Annotated in this window: 18 protein-coding genes; 3 read left to right on the top strand and 15 right to left on the bottom strand. The window is 70.7% G+C overall.

The annotated features are described in order from the left end of the window. Positions 1 to 30: 30 nt before the first annotated feature. From ruvB to xylA, 11 genes are all read right to left on the bottom strand, one after another. On the bottom strand, positions 31 to 1113 hold the full coding sequence (ruvB, locus tag ABTX24_RS21870) for a Holliday junction branch migration DNA helicase RuvB (RefSeq protein ID WP_160022874.1): 1083 nt from the start codon (positions 1111 to 1113) through the stop codon (positions 31 to 33). Positions 1114 to 1119: 6 nt separating this feature from the next. Beyond that, complete coding sequence (gene ruvA / locus ABTX24_RS21865) at positions 1120 to 1719, bottom strand: Holliday junction branch migration protein RuvA (RefSeq protein WP_350714981.1); 600 nt, start codon at positions 1717 to 1719, stop codon at positions 1120 to 1122. Beyond that, the gene (ruvC, locus tag ABTX24_RS21860; RefSeq protein WP_502890857.1) at positions 1716 to 2198 is read right to left on the bottom strand and encodes a crossover junction endodeoxyribonuclease RuvC; all 483 of its coding nucleotides are present in this window, start codon (positions 2196 to 2198) and stop codon (positions 1716 to 1718) included. The genes ruvA and ruvC overlap by 4 nt, the downstream gene beginning before the upstream one ends. A gap of 196 nt (positions 2199 to 2394) precedes the next feature. Next, complete coding sequence (locus tag ABTX24_RS21855) at positions 2395 to 2637, bottom strand: DUF6458 family protein (protein WP_350842552.1); 243 nt, start codon at positions 2635 to 2637, stop codon at positions 2395 to 2397. Positions 2638 to 2757: 120 nt separating this feature from the next. Next, a complete protein-coding gene (locus ABTX24_RS21850) occupies positions 2758 to 3525 on the bottom strand; it encodes a YebC/PmpR family DNA-binding transcriptional regulator (RefSeq protein ID WP_160022866.1) in 768 nt (255 codons plus the stop codon). 107 nt (positions 3526 to 3632) lie between these two features. Continuing rightward, positions 3633 to 4205 carry a pyridoxal 5'-phosphate synthase glutaminase subunit PdxT gene (pdxT, locus tag ABTX24_RS21845; RefSeq protein ID WP_350714975.1) on the bottom strand — a complete coding sequence of 191 codons (573 nt, stop codon included), beginning with the start codon at positions 4203 to 4205 and terminating at the stop codon, positions 3633 to 3635. Then, a complete protein-coding gene (gene pdxS, locus ABTX24_RS21840) occupies positions 4202 to 5098 on the bottom strand; it encodes a pyridoxal 5'-phosphate synthase lyase subunit PdxS (protein ID WP_160022862.1) in 897 nt (298 codons plus the stop codon). The genes pdxT and pdxS overlap by 4 nt, the downstream gene beginning before the upstream one ends. Before the next feature lie 92 nt (positions 5099 to 5190). Next, positions 5191 to 5964: an inositol monophosphatase family protein gene (locus ABTX24_RS21835; RefSeq protein ID WP_350842550.1), complete on the bottom strand. Its 774-nt coding sequence runs from the start codon at positions 5962 to 5964 to the stop codon at positions 5191 to 5193. Continuing rightward, entirely contained in the window at positions 5961 to 6581 is a 621-nt protein-coding gene (gene pgsA, locus ABTX24_RS21830) for a phosphatidylinositol phosphate synthase (protein WP_160022858.1), read from the bottom strand. The genes ABTX24_RS21835 and pgsA overlap by 4 nt, the downstream gene beginning before the upstream one ends. A 200-nt stretch (positions 6582 to 6781) precedes the next feature. Beyond that, positions 6782 to 8176 (bottom strand): xylulokinase, encoded by a 1395-nt coding sequence (gene xylB, locus ABTX24_RS21825; RefSeq protein ID WP_350842548.1) that lies wholly within the window; start codon positions 8174 to 8176, stop codon positions 6782 to 6784. A gap of 10 nt (positions 8177 to 8186) precedes the next feature. After that, positions 8187 to 9341: a xylose isomerase gene (gene xylA, locus ABTX24_RS21820; RefSeq protein WP_350714969.1), complete on the bottom strand. Its 1155-nt coding sequence runs from the start codon at positions 9339 to 9341 to the stop codon at positions 8187 to 8189. A 139-nt stretch (positions 9342 to 9480) separates the two neighbouring features. On the opposite strand from xylA, the gene ABTX24_RS21815 reads away from it, so the two are divergent. Then, on the top strand, positions 9481 to 10674 hold the full coding sequence (locus ABTX24_RS21815; protein WP_350842546.1) for an ROK family transcriptional regulator: 1194 nt from the start codon (positions 9481 to 9483) through the stop codon (positions 10672 to 10674). Here ABTX24_RS21815 and ABTX24_RS21810 read toward each other — a convergent pair. Genes ABTX24_RS21810 through ABTX24_RS21795 form a run of 4 tightly spaced genes read right to left on the bottom strand, consistent with a single transcriptional unit; the run spans position 10671 to position 16213 of the window. Next, entirely contained in the window at positions 10671 to 13103 is a 2433-nt protein-coding gene (locus ABTX24_RS21810; protein ID WP_350842544.1) for a beta-xylosidase/alpha-l-arabinosidase, read from the bottom strand. The genes ABTX24_RS21815 and ABTX24_RS21810 overlap by 4 nt on opposite strands. Continuing rightward, on the bottom strand, positions 13100 to 13951 hold the full coding sequence (locus tag ABTX24_RS21805; RefSeq protein ID WP_350842542.1) for a carbohydrate ABC transporter permease: 852 nt from the start codon (positions 13949 to 13951) through the stop codon (positions 13100 to 13102). Before ABTX24_RS21805 ends, ABTX24_RS21810 begins: the two co-directional genes overlap by 4 nt. Next, entirely contained in the window at positions 13948 to 14889 is a 942-nt protein-coding gene (locus ABTX24_RS21800) for a carbohydrate ABC transporter permease (protein ID WP_350842540.1), read from the bottom strand. Before ABTX24_RS21800 ends, ABTX24_RS21805 begins: the two co-directional genes overlap by 4 nt. Positions 14890 to 14932: 43 nt before the next feature. Next, entirely contained in the window at positions 14933 to 16213 is a 1281-nt protein-coding gene (locus ABTX24_RS21795) for an ABC transporter substrate-binding protein (protein ID WP_160022846.1), read from the bottom strand. A 160-nt stretch (positions 16214 to 16373) separates the two neighbouring features. On the opposite strand from ABTX24_RS21795, the gene ABTX24_RS21790 reads away from it, so the two are divergent. Beyond that, positions 16374 to 17408, top strand: coding sequence for a LacI family DNA-binding transcriptional regulator (locus ABTX24_RS21790; protein ID WP_350842538.1), 1035 nt, complete (start codon positions 16374 to 16376; stop codon positions 17406 to 17408). A gap of 2 nt (positions 17409 to 17410) precedes the next feature. Beyond that, a partial coding sequence (locus ABTX24_RS21785; protein ID WP_350842651.1) for an alpha/beta hydrolase fold domain-containing protein occupies positions 17411 to 17518 on the top strand: 108 nt, incomplete at its 3' end.

Raw genomic sequence — 17518 nt, 5'->3', positions numbered from 1 at the left:
TCTAACCAGGCACCTGGTTGAGACTGTGAATCAGGCCTCATCCCAGAGCGTTTCCTTGGACCAGGCCGCAGCCTCGGCGTTGGCCGGCACCGGCAGCCCGAGGTGCTCCCATGCTGCCGGGGTCGCGACCCGGCCCCGCGGCGTACGTGCCAGGAAGCCGGTACGCACCAGGAACGGCTCGGCCACCTCCTCGACCGTCTCGCGCTCCTCCCCCACCGCGACGGCGAGGGTGGAGATGCCCACCGGGCCGCCGCCGAACCTCCGGCACAGGGCGTCGAGCACGGCCAGGTCGAGGCGGTCCAGGCCGAGCGGGTCGACCTCGTAGAGATCGAGCGCCTTCTCGGCGATCTGCTGGGTCACCGTGCCGTCGGCCTTGACCTGGGCATAGTCGCGTACGCGGCGCAGCAGCCGGTTGGCGATCCGCGGGGTGCCTCGGGAGCGGCCGGCGATCTCGGCGGCGCCGTCGTCCTTGAGGGTGACGTCGAGCAGCCCCGCGGAGCGGCGCACGATCAGCTCGAGGTCGGCCGGGTCGTAGAGCTCGAGATGTCCGGTGAAGCCGAACCTGTCCCGGAGCGGGCCGGGAAGGAGGCCGGCGCGCGTGGTCGCGCCGACGAGCGTGAACGGCGGCAGGTCGATCGGGATCGCGGTCGCGCCCGGCCCCTTGCCGATGACCACGTCGACCCGGAAGTCCTCCATCGCCAGGTAGAGCATCTCCTCGGCGGGTCGGCTCATCCGGTGGATCTCGTCGACGAAGAGCACCTCGCCCTCGTTGAGCCCGCTCAGGATCGCGGCCAGGTCGCCGGCATGGGTGATCGCCGGACCGCTCGTGATCCGAAGCGGCGCCGACATCTCGGCCGCGATGATCATGGCGAGGGTGGTCTTGCCGAGGCCTGGCGGCCCGGACAGGAGTACGTGGTCGGGCGCCCTCTCACGCTGCCGCGCCGCCTCCAGGACGAGGCCGAGCTGCTCGCGGACGCGTTGCTGGCCGATCAGCTCGTCGAGGGTCTTCGGGCGCAGCGCAGCCTCGACGGCCCGGTCGTCACCGTCGGCCTCGGCGATGGTGAGCGAGGAGAAGTAGTCCTCCTCGGCTCGGTCCAGGTCGTCCTCGTGCATGGGTTCCTATGCCTTCGAAAGGGTGCGTAGAGCTGCCCGGAGCAGCAACGAGATGTTGGCCTGGTCGCCGGCCTCGGGCTCGATCGCGGTCACCGCCTTGTCGGCGTCCCGGGCGTTGTAGCCCAGGCCGACGAGGGCCTCGGTGACCTGGTCGCGCCACGGCGCCGCTGTGGTGGCGCGTGCAGGGGCCGAGGCGGTGCCGGTCGGGGCGCCGATCCTGTCCTTGAGCTCCAGGATGATCCGCTGGGCACCCTTCTGCCCGATGCCGGGGACCTTGGTGAGGGTCTTGGCGTCCTCGCCCGCGATGGCCAGGCGGATGCCGTCGGGCGAGAGGACGGCGAGCATGGCCTGGGCGAGCTTCGGGCCGACGCCGGAGGCGGTCTGGAGGAGCTCGAAGAGCGTGCGCTCGTCGGTGTCGGTGAAGCCGAAGAGGGTGAGCGAGTCCTCGCGCACGACCAGGCTGGTCGGCAGGTGCGCCTCCTCGCCGGTGCGGAGCGTGGCCAGCGTGTTGGGCGTGCAGAGCAGCTCGATGCCGATCCCGCCGACCTCGACGACGGCGGTGGAGAGACTGACGGCGGCGACCTTGCCGCGTACGGACGCGATCACTTCTTTGTCCTTCCGGCCGCGGCGAGCGCGGCTTCGATGCGGTTCTGGGCGCCTCCGCGCCACTGGTGGGTGATGGCCAGCGCCAGCGCGTCGGCGGCATCGGCGGGCTTGGGCGGGGTCGAGAGCCGCAGGATGCGGGTCACCATGGCGGTCACCTGGGCCTTGTCGGCGCGGCCGTTGCCCGAGACGGCGGCCTTGACCTCCGAGGGCGTGTGCAGGGCGACGGGGAGACCGCGCCGCGCGGCGCAGACCATCGCCAGGCCGCTGGCCTGGGCCGTACCCATGATCGTGGAGACGTTGGACCGCGCGAAGATCCGCTCGATCGCGACCGCGTCGGGCCGGTGCTCCTCGATCCAGGCGTCGATCCCCTTCTCGATGGTCACCAGCCGCTCCCAGACGGGGAGATCGGAGGACGTACGGATCACGCCGACGTCCACCATCGCCAGCGGCCTGCCGAGCGAGCCGTCGACCACGCCCATCCCGCACCGGGTCAGGCCGGGGTCGATCCCAAGCACGCGCACTGAAGCACCTCTTCCACAACGACCGGGCCGGCCGGGTGTCGAACGTCTGTTCGTAGACTACCTGCCGGCCGCTGCCTCCGGCGCTACGACACCCTCATTCAGGATGACGCAACGCGCCTCGGAGGTCACCAGTCGCTGTAGAGGCCTCCTGCGCTCACAGGCTGTCGGTCCGCCGCTCCTCGACGGTCTCCGTACCGTCCGCATGCCTCCGCCTCGCGACCGTGCGTGAGCGACCGCCGGTGTTCAGCGTCACAGCGGTCAGGATCAGCACCAACGCTCCGACGGCGGCCAGGATCCAGCCGATCATCGTCAGATCGACCCCGCTGACCGAGACGTGCACAGCCAGCGCCAGGACCAGCCCGACCACGAGCAGAATCGCTCCTACGCCGTATCCCATCGTGTCCTCCTTCCAGCGGGAACGCGCCCTGGTGGCGGTTCGCGACCTTCCGGGTACCCGGCATCCACCCCGAGCATGAGCCGGTTCGCAAGGGGACGACAGCGCGCTCGGCGCCGCAGGTCAGGCGTCGACGGTCTCCATGACCTCATCGGGAACGTCGGCGTTGGAGAAGACGTTCTGTACGTCGTCGAGGTCGTCGACGGCGTCGATGAGCTTGAAGACCTTCTCGGCCGCGGAGGCATCGGCGACGGGGATGTCCATGGAGGCCACGAACTGGACCTCGGCGGAGTCGTAGTCGATGCCGGCGTCCTGCAGCGCGGTGCGGACCGCGACGACGTCGGACGGGTCGGAGACGATCTCGAAGGACTCACCGAGGTCGTTCACGTCCTCGGCACCGGCGTCGAGGGTGGCCTCGAGGAGGTCGTCCTCGGAGATCTCCTTGCCCTCCTGCGCCTTGGCCACGACGACGACGCCCTTGCGGTCGAAGAGCCGGCTCACCGAGCCGGGGTCGGCCATGGTGCCGCCGTTGCGGGTGACCGCGGTGCGCACCTCCATGGCCGCCCGGTTGCGGTTGTCGGTCAGACACTCGATGAGGAGCGCGACGCCCTGGGGGCCGTAGACCTCGTACATGATCGTGTCGTAGCTGACTCCGCCTCCGTCGAGCCCACCGCCGCGCTTGACCGCGCGGTCGATGTTGTCGTTGGGGACCGACTGCTTCTTGGCCTTCTGGATCGCGTCATAGAGGGTCGGGTTGCCCGACGGGTCGGGACCGCCGGTCTTGGCTGCGATCTCGATCGTCTTGATGAGCTTGGCGAAGAGCTTGCCGCGCTTGGCGTCGATCGCCGCCTTCTTGTGCTTCGTCGTTGCCCACTTGGAGTGGCCGCTCATCTGGAAACCGTCCTTTGCCCCGCGTCGTCGCTGATGCTTGTCGAGCCGCCTCCGGAGTCAACACAGGGCAGCATGCCCCCATCTTAACTACGTGCGCTACGTCACCGTCAGCAGCAGGTGTCGACGAAGAGCTGGTGCAGCCGGTCGTCGGCGTTGACCTCGGGGTGGAACGAGGTCGCCATGAGCTGGTTCTGACGTACGGCGACGGGGTGCTCCCCCACGCTCGCCAGCACCTCGACACCTGGGCCGATCTCCTCGACCCAGGGCGCTCGGATGAAGACGGCGTGGACCGTCTCGTCCAGCCCGGTGACCTCCAGGTCGGTCTCGAACGACTCCGTCTGCCGCCCGAAGGCGTTGCGCCGGACCGTGATGTCGAGCCCGCCGATGGTCTCCTGGCCCTGGGCCGCGTCGAGCAGCCGGTCGGCCAGGAGCACCATCCCGGCGCAGGTGCCGAGCGCCGGCATCCCGCCCCGGACCCGCTCGCGGAGCGGGTCGAGCAGGTCGAACGTACGCGCCAGGCGCCACATCGCCGTCGACTCACCGCCGGGGATGACGAGCGCGTCGCACGCGTCGAGCTCCTCCCGGCGGCGTACGGACGTTCCCTTCACCCCCAGGCGGTCGAGGGCGGCGAGGTGCTCGCGGACGTCGCCCTGGAGGGCGAGTACGCCGAGGGTGGTCACCAGCCGCGCTCCGCGAACTGGATCGACCTGGCCGGCTCGTCGACGTTGATGCCGACCATGGCCTCGCCGAGGCCGCGGGAGACCTTGGCGACGACGTCGGGGTCGTCGTGGAAGGTGGTCGCCTTGACGATCGCCTCGGCGCGCTGGACCGGGTTGCCGGACTTGAAGATGCCGGAGCCGACGAAGACGCCCTCGGCGCCGAGCTGCATCATCATCGCGGCGTCGGCCGGGGTCGCGATGCCACCGGCGGTGAACAGTACGACCGGGAGCTTGCCGTTCTCGGCAACCTCCTTGACCAGCTCGTAGGGAGCCTGGAGCTCCTTGGCGGCCACGTAGAGCTCGTCCTCGGCGAGGGCGCCGAGGCGGCGGATCTCGCGGCGGATCGTACGCATGTGGGTGACCGCGTTGGACACGTCACCGGTGCCGGCCTCGCCCTTGGAGCGGATCATCGCCGCACCCTCGGTGATACGGCGCAGGGCCTCGCCGAGGTTGGTCGCGCCGCACACGAACGGCACGGTGAAGGCCCACTTGTCGATGTGGTTCTCGTAGTCGGCCGGGGTCAGCACCTCGGACTCGTCGATGTAGTCCACCCCGAGGCTCTGGAGCACCTGGGCCTCGGCGAAGTGGCCGATCCGGGCCTTGGCCATGACCGGGATGGAGACGGCCTCGATGATGCCGTCGATCATGTCGGGGTCGGACATGCGGCTCACGCCGCCCTGGGCGCGGATGTCGGCGGGGACGCGCTCGAGCGCCATCACCGCCACCGCCCCGGCGTCCTCGGCGATCTTCGCCTGCTCGGCGGTGACCACGTCCATGATCACGCCGCCCTTGAGCATCTCCGCCATCCCGCGCTTGACTCGCGAGGTTCCCGTCTCGTTCATGCTTGTTGCCATGGGGCGATCGTAGGTCGGGACGAGGCGTACGCCACCCTCGGAAAGGCCTGGTCAGGCCACTGTTCCCAAAGTGGACTGCTCCAAGTGGACTGCTACCCGGTCAACGCCTCGGCAGCCTCGGCCACCGCGGTGGGGGTGCCGGCCAGCGACCAGGTGACACCACCGGCCTCCACCTGGGTCGTGGCTCCGCCGGCGCCCAGGACGAGGGCGGCGCCGGGAAGGCGGTCCCAGTCGGGGACGGAGTGCTGGCAGAAGAGGTGGAGCTTTCCCTGGGCGATGGCGGTGAGGTCCATCGAGCCGGAGCCGAGGATCCGGATGGAGGCGGCCTGGCTGGCGACCCGGACGTACGCCTCGCCGACCGGGTGCTTCAGCTTCGAGGGGTGGAGGTAGGTGGTGAGGCAGGCGAGGGCGAGCGGCGTATCCGGCATCGCGTCGAGCCGGACGCCGTTGCGGGTCGTCGGTAGCTCGGGGCCGCCGACGTAGACCGCGTCCTCGGTGGGCGAGTAGATCGCACCCAGGACGATGTCGTCGCCGTCGGTCAGCGCCAGCGCCGAGCACCACCAGTCGAGGCCGCGTACGAAGTTGTAGGTGCCGTCGACCGGGTCGATGGTCCACACCCGGCCGGTGGTCGACTCGCGGGCCGAGCCCTCCTCACCGAGGAGGCCGTCACCCGGGTGCTCGGCCGCCAGGCGTTCGACGATCGCCTTCTCGGCGGCCTTGTCGGCGGCGGTGACCAGGTCGGAGACCGAGGTCTTGGTCTCGATCGAGTCGCCGATGCCCTCGATGCGCATCTTCGCCGCGAGCGAGCCGGCGCCGCGGACGAGCTCCGCGGCCAGGCGTACGTCTGCCTCGGTCGGCGCGGTCACGACGCCGCTTCCTCGGCGAGGGCCTGCTTGCGGACGGTCCAGACGCGCTGCCCGACGGTGACGGTCGAGGCGACGGCGAGGATCCACAGCGCGATGTAGATGAGCAGGTCCAGGGAGAAGATGCCGGCGAAGCCGGTCATCACCAGGACCAGGACCAGCCGGTCGGCGCGCTCGGCGATGCCGACGTTGGCGGTGAACCCCAGCGACTCGGCGCGGGCGCGGGCGTAGGAGGTGACCGCTCCCATCACGACGCACCACAGGGTCAGCGCGAGGTAGAGGTCGGAGTCGCCCGGTCCGGCGAAGTAGAGCGCCAGGCCACCGAAGACCGCGCCGTCGCCGATCCGGTCGAGGGTGGAGTCCCAGAAGGCACCGAACTTGCTCGTGCGGCCCACGGCACGCGCCATCGCACCGTCGATCAGGTCGCTGAAGACGAAGCAGGTGATGAAGATCGTGCCCGCCAGCAGCTCGCCGCGCGGGTAGAACGCCAGCGCGCCGACCGCTACTCCGATGGTGCCGACGAGCGTCACGAGGTCGGGGCTGATCTTCAGCGCCACGAACAGCCGGACGATGGGCGCGAGGACGACTCCCTGAACGAAGCCTTTGATGTGATCCAACATGGCGCGGCCACGCTATCGGATCCCGCCGAGGCGTCACCTGCGCGCGCCGAAACGTCACCCACATTCTGCCGAAGCGTCACTCGCGTCGACCGAGGCGTCACTCGCGTCGGCCGAGAGGTCAGCGGGTGACATCTCGGCCGACGTACGTGACGCCTCGGCCGACGTACGTGACGTCTCGGCCGACCGGGGTGACGCCTCGGCTATATGCCTTCGGTCAGGTCGCGGACCTCGGCGTAGCGGGCGCGTACGGCGGGGTCGGGGTCGGCCTCGTAGGTCTCGGTGCCGGCGAGCTCCCAGGTCGGGGGCTCCTCGCCGCCGGTGAGGAGCCAGGCGGCCTGGCGGGCGGCACCGTCGGCGACGTACTCCCCCGGCTCGGGGACGAGGACGGGGTGGCCGAGGACGACGGGGGCGAGACGGCGTACGGCCTCGGATCGGGCGCCGCCGCCGACGAGGAGGACACGGTCGACCGCGACGCCCTGGGACTTCAGCGCGTCGATGCCGTCGGCGAGGCCGCAGAGCAGTCCCTCGACGGCGGCGCGCGCGAGGTAAGCGGGCTCGGCGGTGGCCAGGGTCAGTCCGTGGATCACACCACGAGCCGACGGGCGGTCGGGGGTGCGCTCGCCCTCAAGGTAGGGGACGAGGACCAGGCCGCCGGAGCCCGAGGGGGCCTCGAGCGCCAGCCGGGAGAGCTCCTCGTGGCTCACCCCGAGCAGCCGTGTGGTCGCGTCGAGGACGCGCGCTGCGTTGAGGGTGGCGACCAGCGGCAGGTAGCGGCCGGTCGCGTCGGCGAAGCCCGCCACGGTGCCGGACGCGTCCGAGGTGGGTGTCTCCGAGACCGCGCAGGCGACCCCGGAGGTGCCGATGGAGACGACCACGTCGCCGGGCCGGGCGCCGACGCCGAGGGCCGCGCCGGCGTTGTCGCCGCAGCCGGGGCCGAGCAGCGCCCCGGCCGGCGTACGTCCGGCCGAGGCCGAGGGCGCGAGCACCTCCGGCAGCACGACGTCGTCCCGCCCGAGAGCGCGTTTGAGCAGGTCGCGACGGTATTCGCCGGTCACCGCCGAGTAGTAGCCGGTGCCGCTGGCGTCGCTCCGGTCCGTACGCAGCGCCTCCAGCCCCGGGGCACCCGCGAGCTTCCAGGTCAGCCAGTCGTGGGGCAGGCACACCGCCGCGACCCGCGCCGCCGACTCCGGCTCGTGCTCGGCGAGCCAGCGCAGCTTGGTGGCGGTGAAGCTGGCGACCTGCACCGACCCGACGGCATCGGCCCAGGCCGCGGCACCCAGCTCGGCGTTGAGCGCGGCGGCCGCGGCGGCCGAGCGGGTGTCGTTCCACAGCAGCGCGGGGCGTACGACCTCTCCGGCCTCGTCCAGGCACACCATCCCGTGCTGCTGCCCGCCGACGGAGATGGCGGCGACATCATCGAGCCCACCCGCGGCCTCGGCGGCGGACTCGAGCGCGGTCCACCACGCCGCCGGGTCCACCTCCGTGCCTTCGGGGTGCGGCGCGGAGCCGGAGCGCACCAGCGCCCCGGTCTCCGCGTCACGGACGACGACCTTGCAGGACTGGGTCGAGGAGTCGACCCCGGCGACGAGCGGCATGCCCGGCAACCTAGCGAAGCCCGAGGAGGTGGTCCATGGCCAGCTGGTCGAGGTGCTCGAACGCGTAGCCGTGGTCCAGCTTCTCGATGTCGTAGGTCGCCGTGCGGATGTCCGCGAGCGTCTCGCCCTCGGCCAGGGTCGGCACGGAGAGCTCCTCGACCTGCGAGGCCTCGAGCGCAGCCTTGACCTCCGGGTCCGCCCGGAAGGCCTTGGCCCGCTCACGCAGCACCAGGTAGTTGCGCATGCAGCCCGCAGCCGACGCCCACACGCCGTCCTCGTCCTCGGTGCGCGGCGGCTTGAAGTCGAAGTGACGCGGGCCGTCGTAGCCCTTGGACTCCAGCAGGTCGACCAGGTTGAACGCACCGCGCAGGTTGCCCGCGCCGAAGCGGAGGTCCTGGTCGAAGCGCGGGCCGTGCTGGCCGTTGAGGTCGATGTGGAAGAGCTTGCCGTGCCACAGCGCCTGCGCGACACCGGAGGCGAAGTTGAGCCCGGCCATCTCCTCGTGACCGACCTCCGGGTTGAGGCCGACCAGCTCGGGGCGGTCGAGGGTGTTGATGAAGGCGAGCGCGTGGCCGATGGTCGGCAGCAGGATGTCGCCGCGGGGCTCGTTGGGCTTCGGCTCGATGGCGAACCGGATGTCGTAACCCTGCTCGGTCACGTAGTCGCCGAGCAGGTTGACCGCCTCGCGGTAGCGGTCCAGCGCCGCCGCGATGTCCTTGGAAGCGTGGGACTCGGCGCCCTCACGGCCACCCCACATGACGTACGTCGTGGCACCGAGCTCGGCGGCGAGGTCGATGTTGCGCGCGACCTTGGCGATCGAGTAGCGGCGCACCTCGCGGTCGTTCGAGGTGAAGCCACCGTCACGGAAGACCGGGTGGCCGAAGAGGTTGGTGGTGGCCATCGGCACCTTGAGGCCGGTCTCGTCCAGCGCGGCCTTGAGCTTGTCGATCTCGGCCTGGCGCTCGGCATCGCTCGCGTCGATCGCGAAGACGTCGTTGTCGTGGAAGGTGATGCCGTAGGCGCCGAGCTCGGCCAGCTTGTGCACCGAGTGGGCGACGTCGAGGTGAGGCCGGCTCGCCGAGCCGAACACGTCCTGCCCGTTCCAGCCCACGGTCCACAGCCCGAAGGTGAACTTGTCCTCGGAGGTGGGGGTGTAATCCGTCATAGCCTTGCTTCCTCACATTAGTTCATGACTCGGACTATATGAGGATCATGAAACGCGACGACCGTCACATTGTCAACCCTTTGGACACCTGTAAGCGGGTCGCTTGACCTAAAGTTCAGAACTTGGTCTAATCCCGTGCATGACCGTCAGAACCGAGCCTGCCCAGCATGCCGGGATGCGGGCGAGCAATCTCGCGCTCGTGCTCGGCGAGGTCGCCCGCACCAGCCCGGTCTCCCGGGCTCAGGTCGCTGCGCGCACCGGCCTGACGAAGTCGTCGGTATCCGGGCTGGTGTCCGATCTGATCTCCGCCGGCCTGATCCAGGAGAGCGCCCCAGCCGCGACCGAGCGCGGCCGGCCCGCCACGGCGCTCAACCTCGCTCCCGGAGGCGTCGCCGGCCTCGGTCTGGAGGTCAACGTCGACTACCTGGCTGCCGTGGTGACCGACCTGACCGGCGTGCCGCGCTACCACCACGTCGTACGCCGTGACAACCGCGGCCGCGAGGTCGAGGAGGTGGTCGCCGACCTCATCGATCTGGCCCGCACCGCCGCCCGCAGCGCCACCTCCCAGGGTCTGCCGCTGTCCGGAGCCTGCGTGGCGGTGCCCGGCCTGACCGTCGAGGGCGCCGTCGTACGCACCCCCAACCTGGGCTGGGCCCGGGTCGACCTCGCCGATGCCGTCGGCGAGGGCACCGGGCTCGAGGTCGATGTCGAGAACGAGGCCAACCTGGCGGCTCTCGGCGAGATGTGGTTCGGCGGTCACGAGCACGACGGCGCTCCCCTGCGCGACTTCGTGCACGTCTCCGGCGAGATCGGCATCGGTGGCGGCATCGTGATCGGCGGCGAGGTCTTCCGTGGCGCGCATGCGGGCGCCGGCGAGCTCGGCCATGTCGTGGTGGCCCCCGACGGCCCGCGATGCGGCTGCGGCGGCCACGGCTGCCTGGAGCGGATGGCCGGGCAGCAGGAGATCCTCGCCCGCGCGCAGGTGGCGACGATGGCCGACCTCACCCGGGCCTGCGAGGCCGGCGATCAGGCGGCGCTCGATGCCGTCGCCGACGCCGGACGGCACCTCGGAGTCGCGCTCGCCTCGGTGATCACCCTCCTCGACCCCACCGCGATCGTGCTCGGTGGCGCGTTCGCCACGCTCGCACCCTGGCTGACCGCGGCGACCGCGGCTTCGATCAGCCACCACACCGGTGCCGTCGAACCGCCCCGGCTGCTGGTCTCCGGGCTCGGCAGCGACGCCGCCGTGCGGGGAGCGGCCGGGACCGTCGTACGCCGCGTCATCGCCGATCCCGCCGCCCATCTCGCCCGGCAGACCGCCCAGCGCTCCTAGCGCGAGACCGTCACCGTCGTGATCCGCCGGTCAGCGGTGCTGACCCGGTGGACGTCGCCGGTCACCGTGACCAGCGTCTTGTCGATGCCCGACTCGCCGGCGGCGGACGCCACCTCGACGTCGGAGAGCTCGTCGATGCCCTCGGCGACGCCGGTGGCGACCTTCTCGCCCGCCGAGGCGGCGACCCAGACCTCGACCTCACCGGGCTCGACGACGCGGACGAGACCGCGGTCGGTGAAGGCCAGCCGGGTCGTGGGCACCTCGAAGCGCACCGTCGCCGACTCGCCCGCCCCCAGTGCGACCCGCTGGTAGCCGAGCAGCTGCGAGACCGGTCTGGCCACCGAGGCCAGCAGGTCGCGACCGTAGAGCTGGACCACGTCCACACCGGCGACATCACCGAGGTTGGTGACGGTCACCTCCACCCCGAACGTGCCGCCGGCCTCGACCGAGCGGTCGGCAGAGAGCCCGCTGTAGCAGAAGGTGGAGTAGGAGAGCCCGAAGCCGAACGGCCGCACCGGCGTGGAGTCCGCGGAGGTCACCCCGGAGGGGCCGCCGAGGATGGGGTGCAGGTAGGTGTAGGGCTGGGCCCCGGCCGAGCGCGGCAGGGTCACCGGCAGCCGCCCGGAGGGGTTGACGGCGCCGGTGAGGACACGGGCGATCGCTGGTCCGCCCTCCTCGCCCGGGAAGAACGTCTGCAGCACCGCCGCGGGACGGGCGGCGCCACTCTGATCGCCTCGAGCTCCGCTTCGGCCGTCGAGGGCCCAGCCGATGGCGTACGGCCTGCCGGTGACGAGCACCAGGATCGTCGGGGTCCCGGTGGCGACCACGGCCTCGACCAGCTCGCGCTGGACGCCGGGCAGGTCGAGGGACTCGGTGTCGTTGCCCTCCCCCACGGTGCCCTTGCCGAACAGGCCGGCCTGGTCGCCGGCGACGACCACGGCCACCTCGGCCCGTCGAGCCGCCTCGACGGCGGCCGCGATCCCGGCGGTGTCGGTGCCCTCGACCTCGCAGCCCTGGACGACCTCGATCTCGGCGCCGTCCAGCTCGGCCCGCAGCGCGTCCGCGATCGTCGGCACCTCGATCCCGAGCGCGACGTCGGGATGGTGAGCGAGGACGTGGTTGGGGAAGGAGTAGCACCCCATCAGCGCCTCGGCGCGGTCGGCGTTGGGCCCGATCAACGCGAGCCTGGTGGCGGTCGGAGCGAGCGGGAGGGTGCCGTCGTTGGCCAGCAGGACCACCGACTCCTCGGCCAGGCGGCGAGCCACGTCACGGTGGGCCGGCGTGTCCAGGTCGATGTCGGTCGGCGGCTCGGCGGTGAACTCCTCGTCGAGCAGCCCCAGCTCCTCCTTCGCGGCCAGCGCTCGCAGAACGGCACGGTCGATGACCGCCTCGTCCACCTCGCCGGCCCGGACCAGCGCGGCCAGGGGCTCCAGGAACGCGTCGCCACTGGGCAGCTCGACGTCGATCCCGGCCTCCAGAGCCATCGCGGCGGCGTGGCCACGGTCCGCCGCGACCCCGTGCATGAGGGCGAGGAAGGCGACCGCGAAGTAGTCGGCCACCACCGTTCCGTCGAAGCCCCACTCCTCGCGCAGCAGTCCGGTGAGCAGCTCGGTGTGAGAAGCCATGGGGACGCCGTCGACGTCGTTGTAGGCGTTCATCACCGACCGTGCGCCGCCGTCGAGGACGGCCATCTCGAAGGGCGGCAGGAAGGTGTCGGCCAGCTCGCGCGGGCCCGCGGCGACCGGCGCGTGGTTGCGTCCGGCCCGCGAGCCGGAGTAGCCCACGAAGTGCTTCAACGTCGCCTGGATGCCGGCTGACTGCAGCCCCCGGACGTACGCGGTCCCGACCGTCCCGACCACGTAGGGGTCCTCGGAGATGGCCTCCTCGGTGCGCCCCCAGCGCGGGTCCCGGATCACGTCGAGCACCGGCGCGAGGCCCTGGTGCACGCCCAACGTACGCATCGAGGACCCGATCAGCGACGCCATCTCCTCGACGAGGTCGGGGTCGAAGGCGGCGCCCCAGGCCAGGGGCGTCGGGAAGCAGGCGGCCTTCCAGGCGGCCAGCCCGGTGAGGCACTCCTCATGGACCAGGGCCGGGATGCCCAGCCTGGTCTCGCGCAGCAGCCGGCGCTGCTCCTGCCACAACCACGCCGCCCGCTCGGCCGGTTCGACCGGACGGGTGCCGTAGACACGGGTGAAGTGGCCGATGCCGTGCTCGGTGACCTCGGCGAGCCGCTCGGGTGCGCCGGCGGTCATCTCGTCGGCCAGCGGCGCGACGACCTCGTCGCCGTGGTCGATCCAGAAGCCGACGAGCTGCGCCAGCTTCTCCTCGAGCCTCATCCGCGCGTGCAGCTCGCGCACCCGCGTCGACACCTGCGGCCAGGCACGCAGCTGGGCTTGCTCCTGGGCTCGCTCCTGGGCTTCAGTCATCCCTTCACCGCTCCTTGCAGTCCGGAGACGATCCGCCGCTGCAGGGCCAGGAACAGCACCAGCGCGGGGATCATCGCAATCGTCGTGAACGCCAGGACACCGGCGGTGTCGGCGGAGTGCTCGGTGGAGAAGTCGGCCACCCCGAGCGGCAGCGTGCGCATGTCGTCCTGCAGCAGCAGGAGCGGAAGGATGTACGCGTTCCAGGAGGTCACGAAGGCGAGCACCGCCACCGTGATCACCCCCGGCATCGACAGCGGCAGCATGATCCGCCAGAAGACACCGATCCGCGAGGCGCCGTCGATCAGCGCCGCCTCCTCGAGCTCGCGCGGCAGCGCCATCAGGAACGGCCGCAGGATCACCACCGTCAGCGGCAGCGCGAACGCCGCCTGCGGCAGCGCCACGCCCCACCAGGTGTTGCCCATCCCCAGGTCGCGGGTGACCAGGATGAACAGCGGGATCACCGCCACCGCTGCCGGGAAGAGCAGGCCGAGCACGAAGACCATGAACAGCGCCTCGCGGCCCTTGAACCGGTAGCGCGCCAGCGGGTAGGCGGCCATCACCCCGAAGACGACCGCGACCACCGTGGTGATGACCGCGATGACCGTCGAGTTGATCGCGTACGTCCAGAACGACGCGCCGCTCAGCACGCTGGCGTAGTTCGACGTGACCCACGGGTCGGGCAGCCCGGTCGGCTTCTCGGCCAGCTGGGCGTTGGTGCGGAAGCCGCCCATCGCGCCGTAGAGCACCGGCCCGACGGTGATCGCCACGACGATCAGCGAGACCAGATAGACCAGCACGTTGTTGCCGCCGCGCCGGCCGCGCGGCGCCAGGTTCGTCGTCACACTCATGCCGCCTCCTTGGTGTCTCGGCGCAGCACGACCAGCTGGTAGACCAGCGCCATCACGAACGCGATCGCGAACAGGACCACCGACGCGGCCCCGGCGACGCCGTAGTTGTGCCGGTTGGTGCCCTCGTCGATCAGGTACGTCGCCATCGTGGTCGTCGCGTCGGCGGGACCACCGCCGGTGAGGACCCAGATCATGTCGAAGCACTGGATCGAGCCGATCATCGACAGGAAGCACCAGGTGCGGATCGTCGGGCCGAGCAGCGGGATGCTGATCCGCCACTGCGTCTGCCACCAGCTGGCACCGTCGAGCTGTGCCGCCTCGTAGAGCTCCTCGGAGACACCCTGCAGTCCGGCGAGGAACAGCAGGACCGCCAGGCCGAGGTACTTCCAGGTCAGCACCGCGAGCACCACCCACAGGGCGACCTCAGGGGTGCCGAGCCAGCCCTCCTCGGGCGGGCTGAGACCGATCCCGTTCATGAGGGCGTCGACCAGGCCGTACTCGGGCTGCAGCAGCTGGAACCAGATGACGCCGGCGATGACCTCGGCCAGGACGTACGGCACGAAGATCAGCGTCCGCAGCACCCCCTGCCCCGCCATCTTGCGGTTGAGCAGCAGCGCGATGGCCACGCCCAGGGGCAGCTGCACGACGATCGAGCCGACCACGATGATCATGTTGTGGGCGACCGCGTCCCGGAAGACGCTGTCAGCGAGCACCTCGGCGTAGTTCTCGAACCCGACGAAGTCGTCGAGCGGACCGAGGCCCTTCCAGTCGTAGAGGGAGAACCGCGCCGCGGTGAGGATCGGCCAGGCGACGAACAGGGCCATCAGGGCCAGGGCCGGGGTGACGAAGAACGCGATCTCCGCCCACTGACGCCAGCCGTCTCGTGACCGGTGCGGTCGCCCCGAGGTGACCGCACCGGTAGTTGCTTCAGAGCTCACGAGGCGACCGTGCCTCCCGAGGGCGTGCTTCGGTCAGCCATGCTCACTTCTCCTTGTCCGCGGCTTCCTGGGTCGCCGTGACGACGTCCTCAGGGGTGGCCTTGCCGGCGAACAGCAGCGCGATCTCGTCGTTCATCGCACCGCCGATGGACTCACCGAAGGCGGTGTCGAAGTAGAGCTGCACGAACGGTGACTCGTCGCGCACCTTCAGGAGCTCGGCGAGTGCCGGGTCCTTGACCGACGAGCCGGCCGCCGGGATGGTCGGCAGGCCCATGTCGTTCTCGGCGAAGCCCTTCTGGACCTCGTCGGAGAGCAGGTAGTTCACGAGGTCCACGGCCTTGTCGGGCGCTCCCTCGGAGACCGCCCAGGCGTCACCGCCGCCGAGCTGCGCGGCCGGGTCGCCCGCGCCGCCCTCGACGGCCGGGAACGGGAACCAGCCGGTCTTGTCGCCCAGCCCCTTCTTGTCCTCGGTGAGGCCCTGCATCACGCCGGGCTCCCAGTGGCCGGCCAGCTCCATGGCGACCTTACCGGTGGCCAGCAGGCCGCTGGCCGAGGTCGGCCCGGTCTGCGACGGGGTGGAGAGGAAGCCCTTGTTGAACGGCTTCTGGGCGACGATCTCGTCGACCGTCTCACCCGCCTCGATGAAGCACGGGTCGGAGAAGTCCAGGTCGGCGACCGCGCTCTCGAGCACGTCCTGGGAGCAGGCGCGCAGCGCGGTGTAGTACCAGTAGTGCGCGGCCGGCCAGCCGTCACCGGCGCCCAGCGAGACCGGGGTGATGCCGGCCTGGTCGAGCTTGTCGAACGCGGCGTACAGCTCCTCCATGGTCGTCGGAGGCGCGGTGATCCCGGCCTTCTCGAAGAGCTCGGTGTTGTACCAGAACCCGACCACGCCCATGGAGAACGGCAGGGCGTACGTCTTCCCGTCGACCTGCCAGCCGGCGGCGCTGCCACCGATCTGGTCGATGATGTCCTTGGAGTCCTCGGAGAGGTCGCGGGTGAGCCCGGCCTCGACGTGGTCGGCGAGCTCGCCGCCGCCACGCTCCATGTAGACGTCCGGGACGTCGCCGCTCTGGAACGCGGCGTCGAGCTTGGTCAGCATGTCCTCGTGGGCGAAGGCCTGGACCTTGACGTCGATGCCGGGGTTGGCCTTCTCGAAGTCCTTTGCAACCTGCTCGTAGTACCCCTTGCCGGGGTCGTTGTTGGAGTTATGCCACCAGGTGATGGTCTTGTCGTCGCCACCGGAGTCGCCCGAGCCGCCACAACCGGTGGCGGCAATCATCAATCCGGCGCACAGCGCGGCGAGCGCTTGTGTCTTCCTCGACATCTTGGGACCTCTTCGTCACAGCTCTGGATGTATGGGTATGTGACTGCCGCCACATCGTCGGGGTTGAGCATGGCGCTTGCGATGGGCCTCTGTCAATCGTTGTCGATAACGTTTTCGTAGATGGTTATCGAACTTGGCCCGAGTGGGCTACTGTCGGGCCATGAGCACGCTCGATCAGCCACGCCCGCGCCGGGTCACCATCACCGACGTGGCCCGCGAGGCCGGCGTCTCGGTGGCCACCGTCTCCAAAGTGATCAACGAGCGCTACGGCGTCAGCGAGGCGACGGCCGAGAAGGTGCTCGCGGTCATCGACGAGCTCGGCTACCAGTCCTCACTGATCGCCTCGAGCCTGCGCCGCAAGTCCACCGGCGTGATCGGCGTGCTCGTGGCCGAGTTCGAGCCCTACTCCGCCGAGCTCCTCAAGGGCATCTCGGCGGCCCTGGACGGCACCGGCTACGAGCTGCTGGCCCACGCCGGACGCACCGGCGCCCACAACCACACCGGCTGGGAGCGCCGCTCGCTCTCCCGCCTCGGCCACACCCTGATCGACGGCGCGATCGTGGTCACGCCGTCGATGATCATCACCGACGAGACCACCATCCCGGTCGTCGCGATCGACCCCCACACCGGGCCGGACGGCCCGATGACCGTCGACGCCGACAACATCACCGGCGCCCGGCTCGCCGTCGACCACCTGGTCGGGCTCGGCCACCGGCGCATCGGGTTCCTCGGTGGGCGCCCCGACCTCCGCTCCGCCGGCCTGCGCGAGCAGGGCTACCGCGAGGCTCTCCACGACGCCGGTCTCAGCGTCTCGCCCGACCTCATCCGGGTGGGCGGCTACCACCCCGAGCTCGCCGAGGCGCCGGCTCGCGAGCTGCTCTCGCTCCCGGCCGGTGAGCGTCCGACCGCCATCTTCGCCGCCAACGACATCTCCGCGATCAAGGTCATCGAGGTCGCCGGCTCGCTGGGCCTGCGCGTGCCCGAGGACCTCTCGGTGATCGGCTTCGACAACGTACCCGAGGCCCGCGACGCCACTCCCCCGCTCACCACGGTCGCCCAGCCGCTCCACGAGATGGGCCGGGCCGCCCTCGGGCTCCTGCTCGAGCTGCTCGAAGGCAAGCAGACCGAGCGCCACCTGCGGCTGCCCGCCGAGCTGGTCGAGCGCAGCAGCACAGCTCCGCCGAAGAAACCGTAGTTCTGGCTCGCCGAGATCGCAGAAGTGGCGGACGAAACTGTCGTTTCGTCGCCACCATCTGCGACGCCGTGGTCGTCGCCGTGGACTACCGGCTCGCCCCGGAGCACCCG

The sequence above is a fragment of the Nocardioides sp. NPDC127514 genome (genome assembly GCF_040302125.1).
Lineage (GTDB): Bacteria > Actinomycetota > Actinomycetes > Propionibacteriales > Nocardioidaceae > Nocardioides.
Note: the sequence above shows the minus strand (reverse complement) of the source record. Positions and strands in the feature narration are given on the sequence as shown.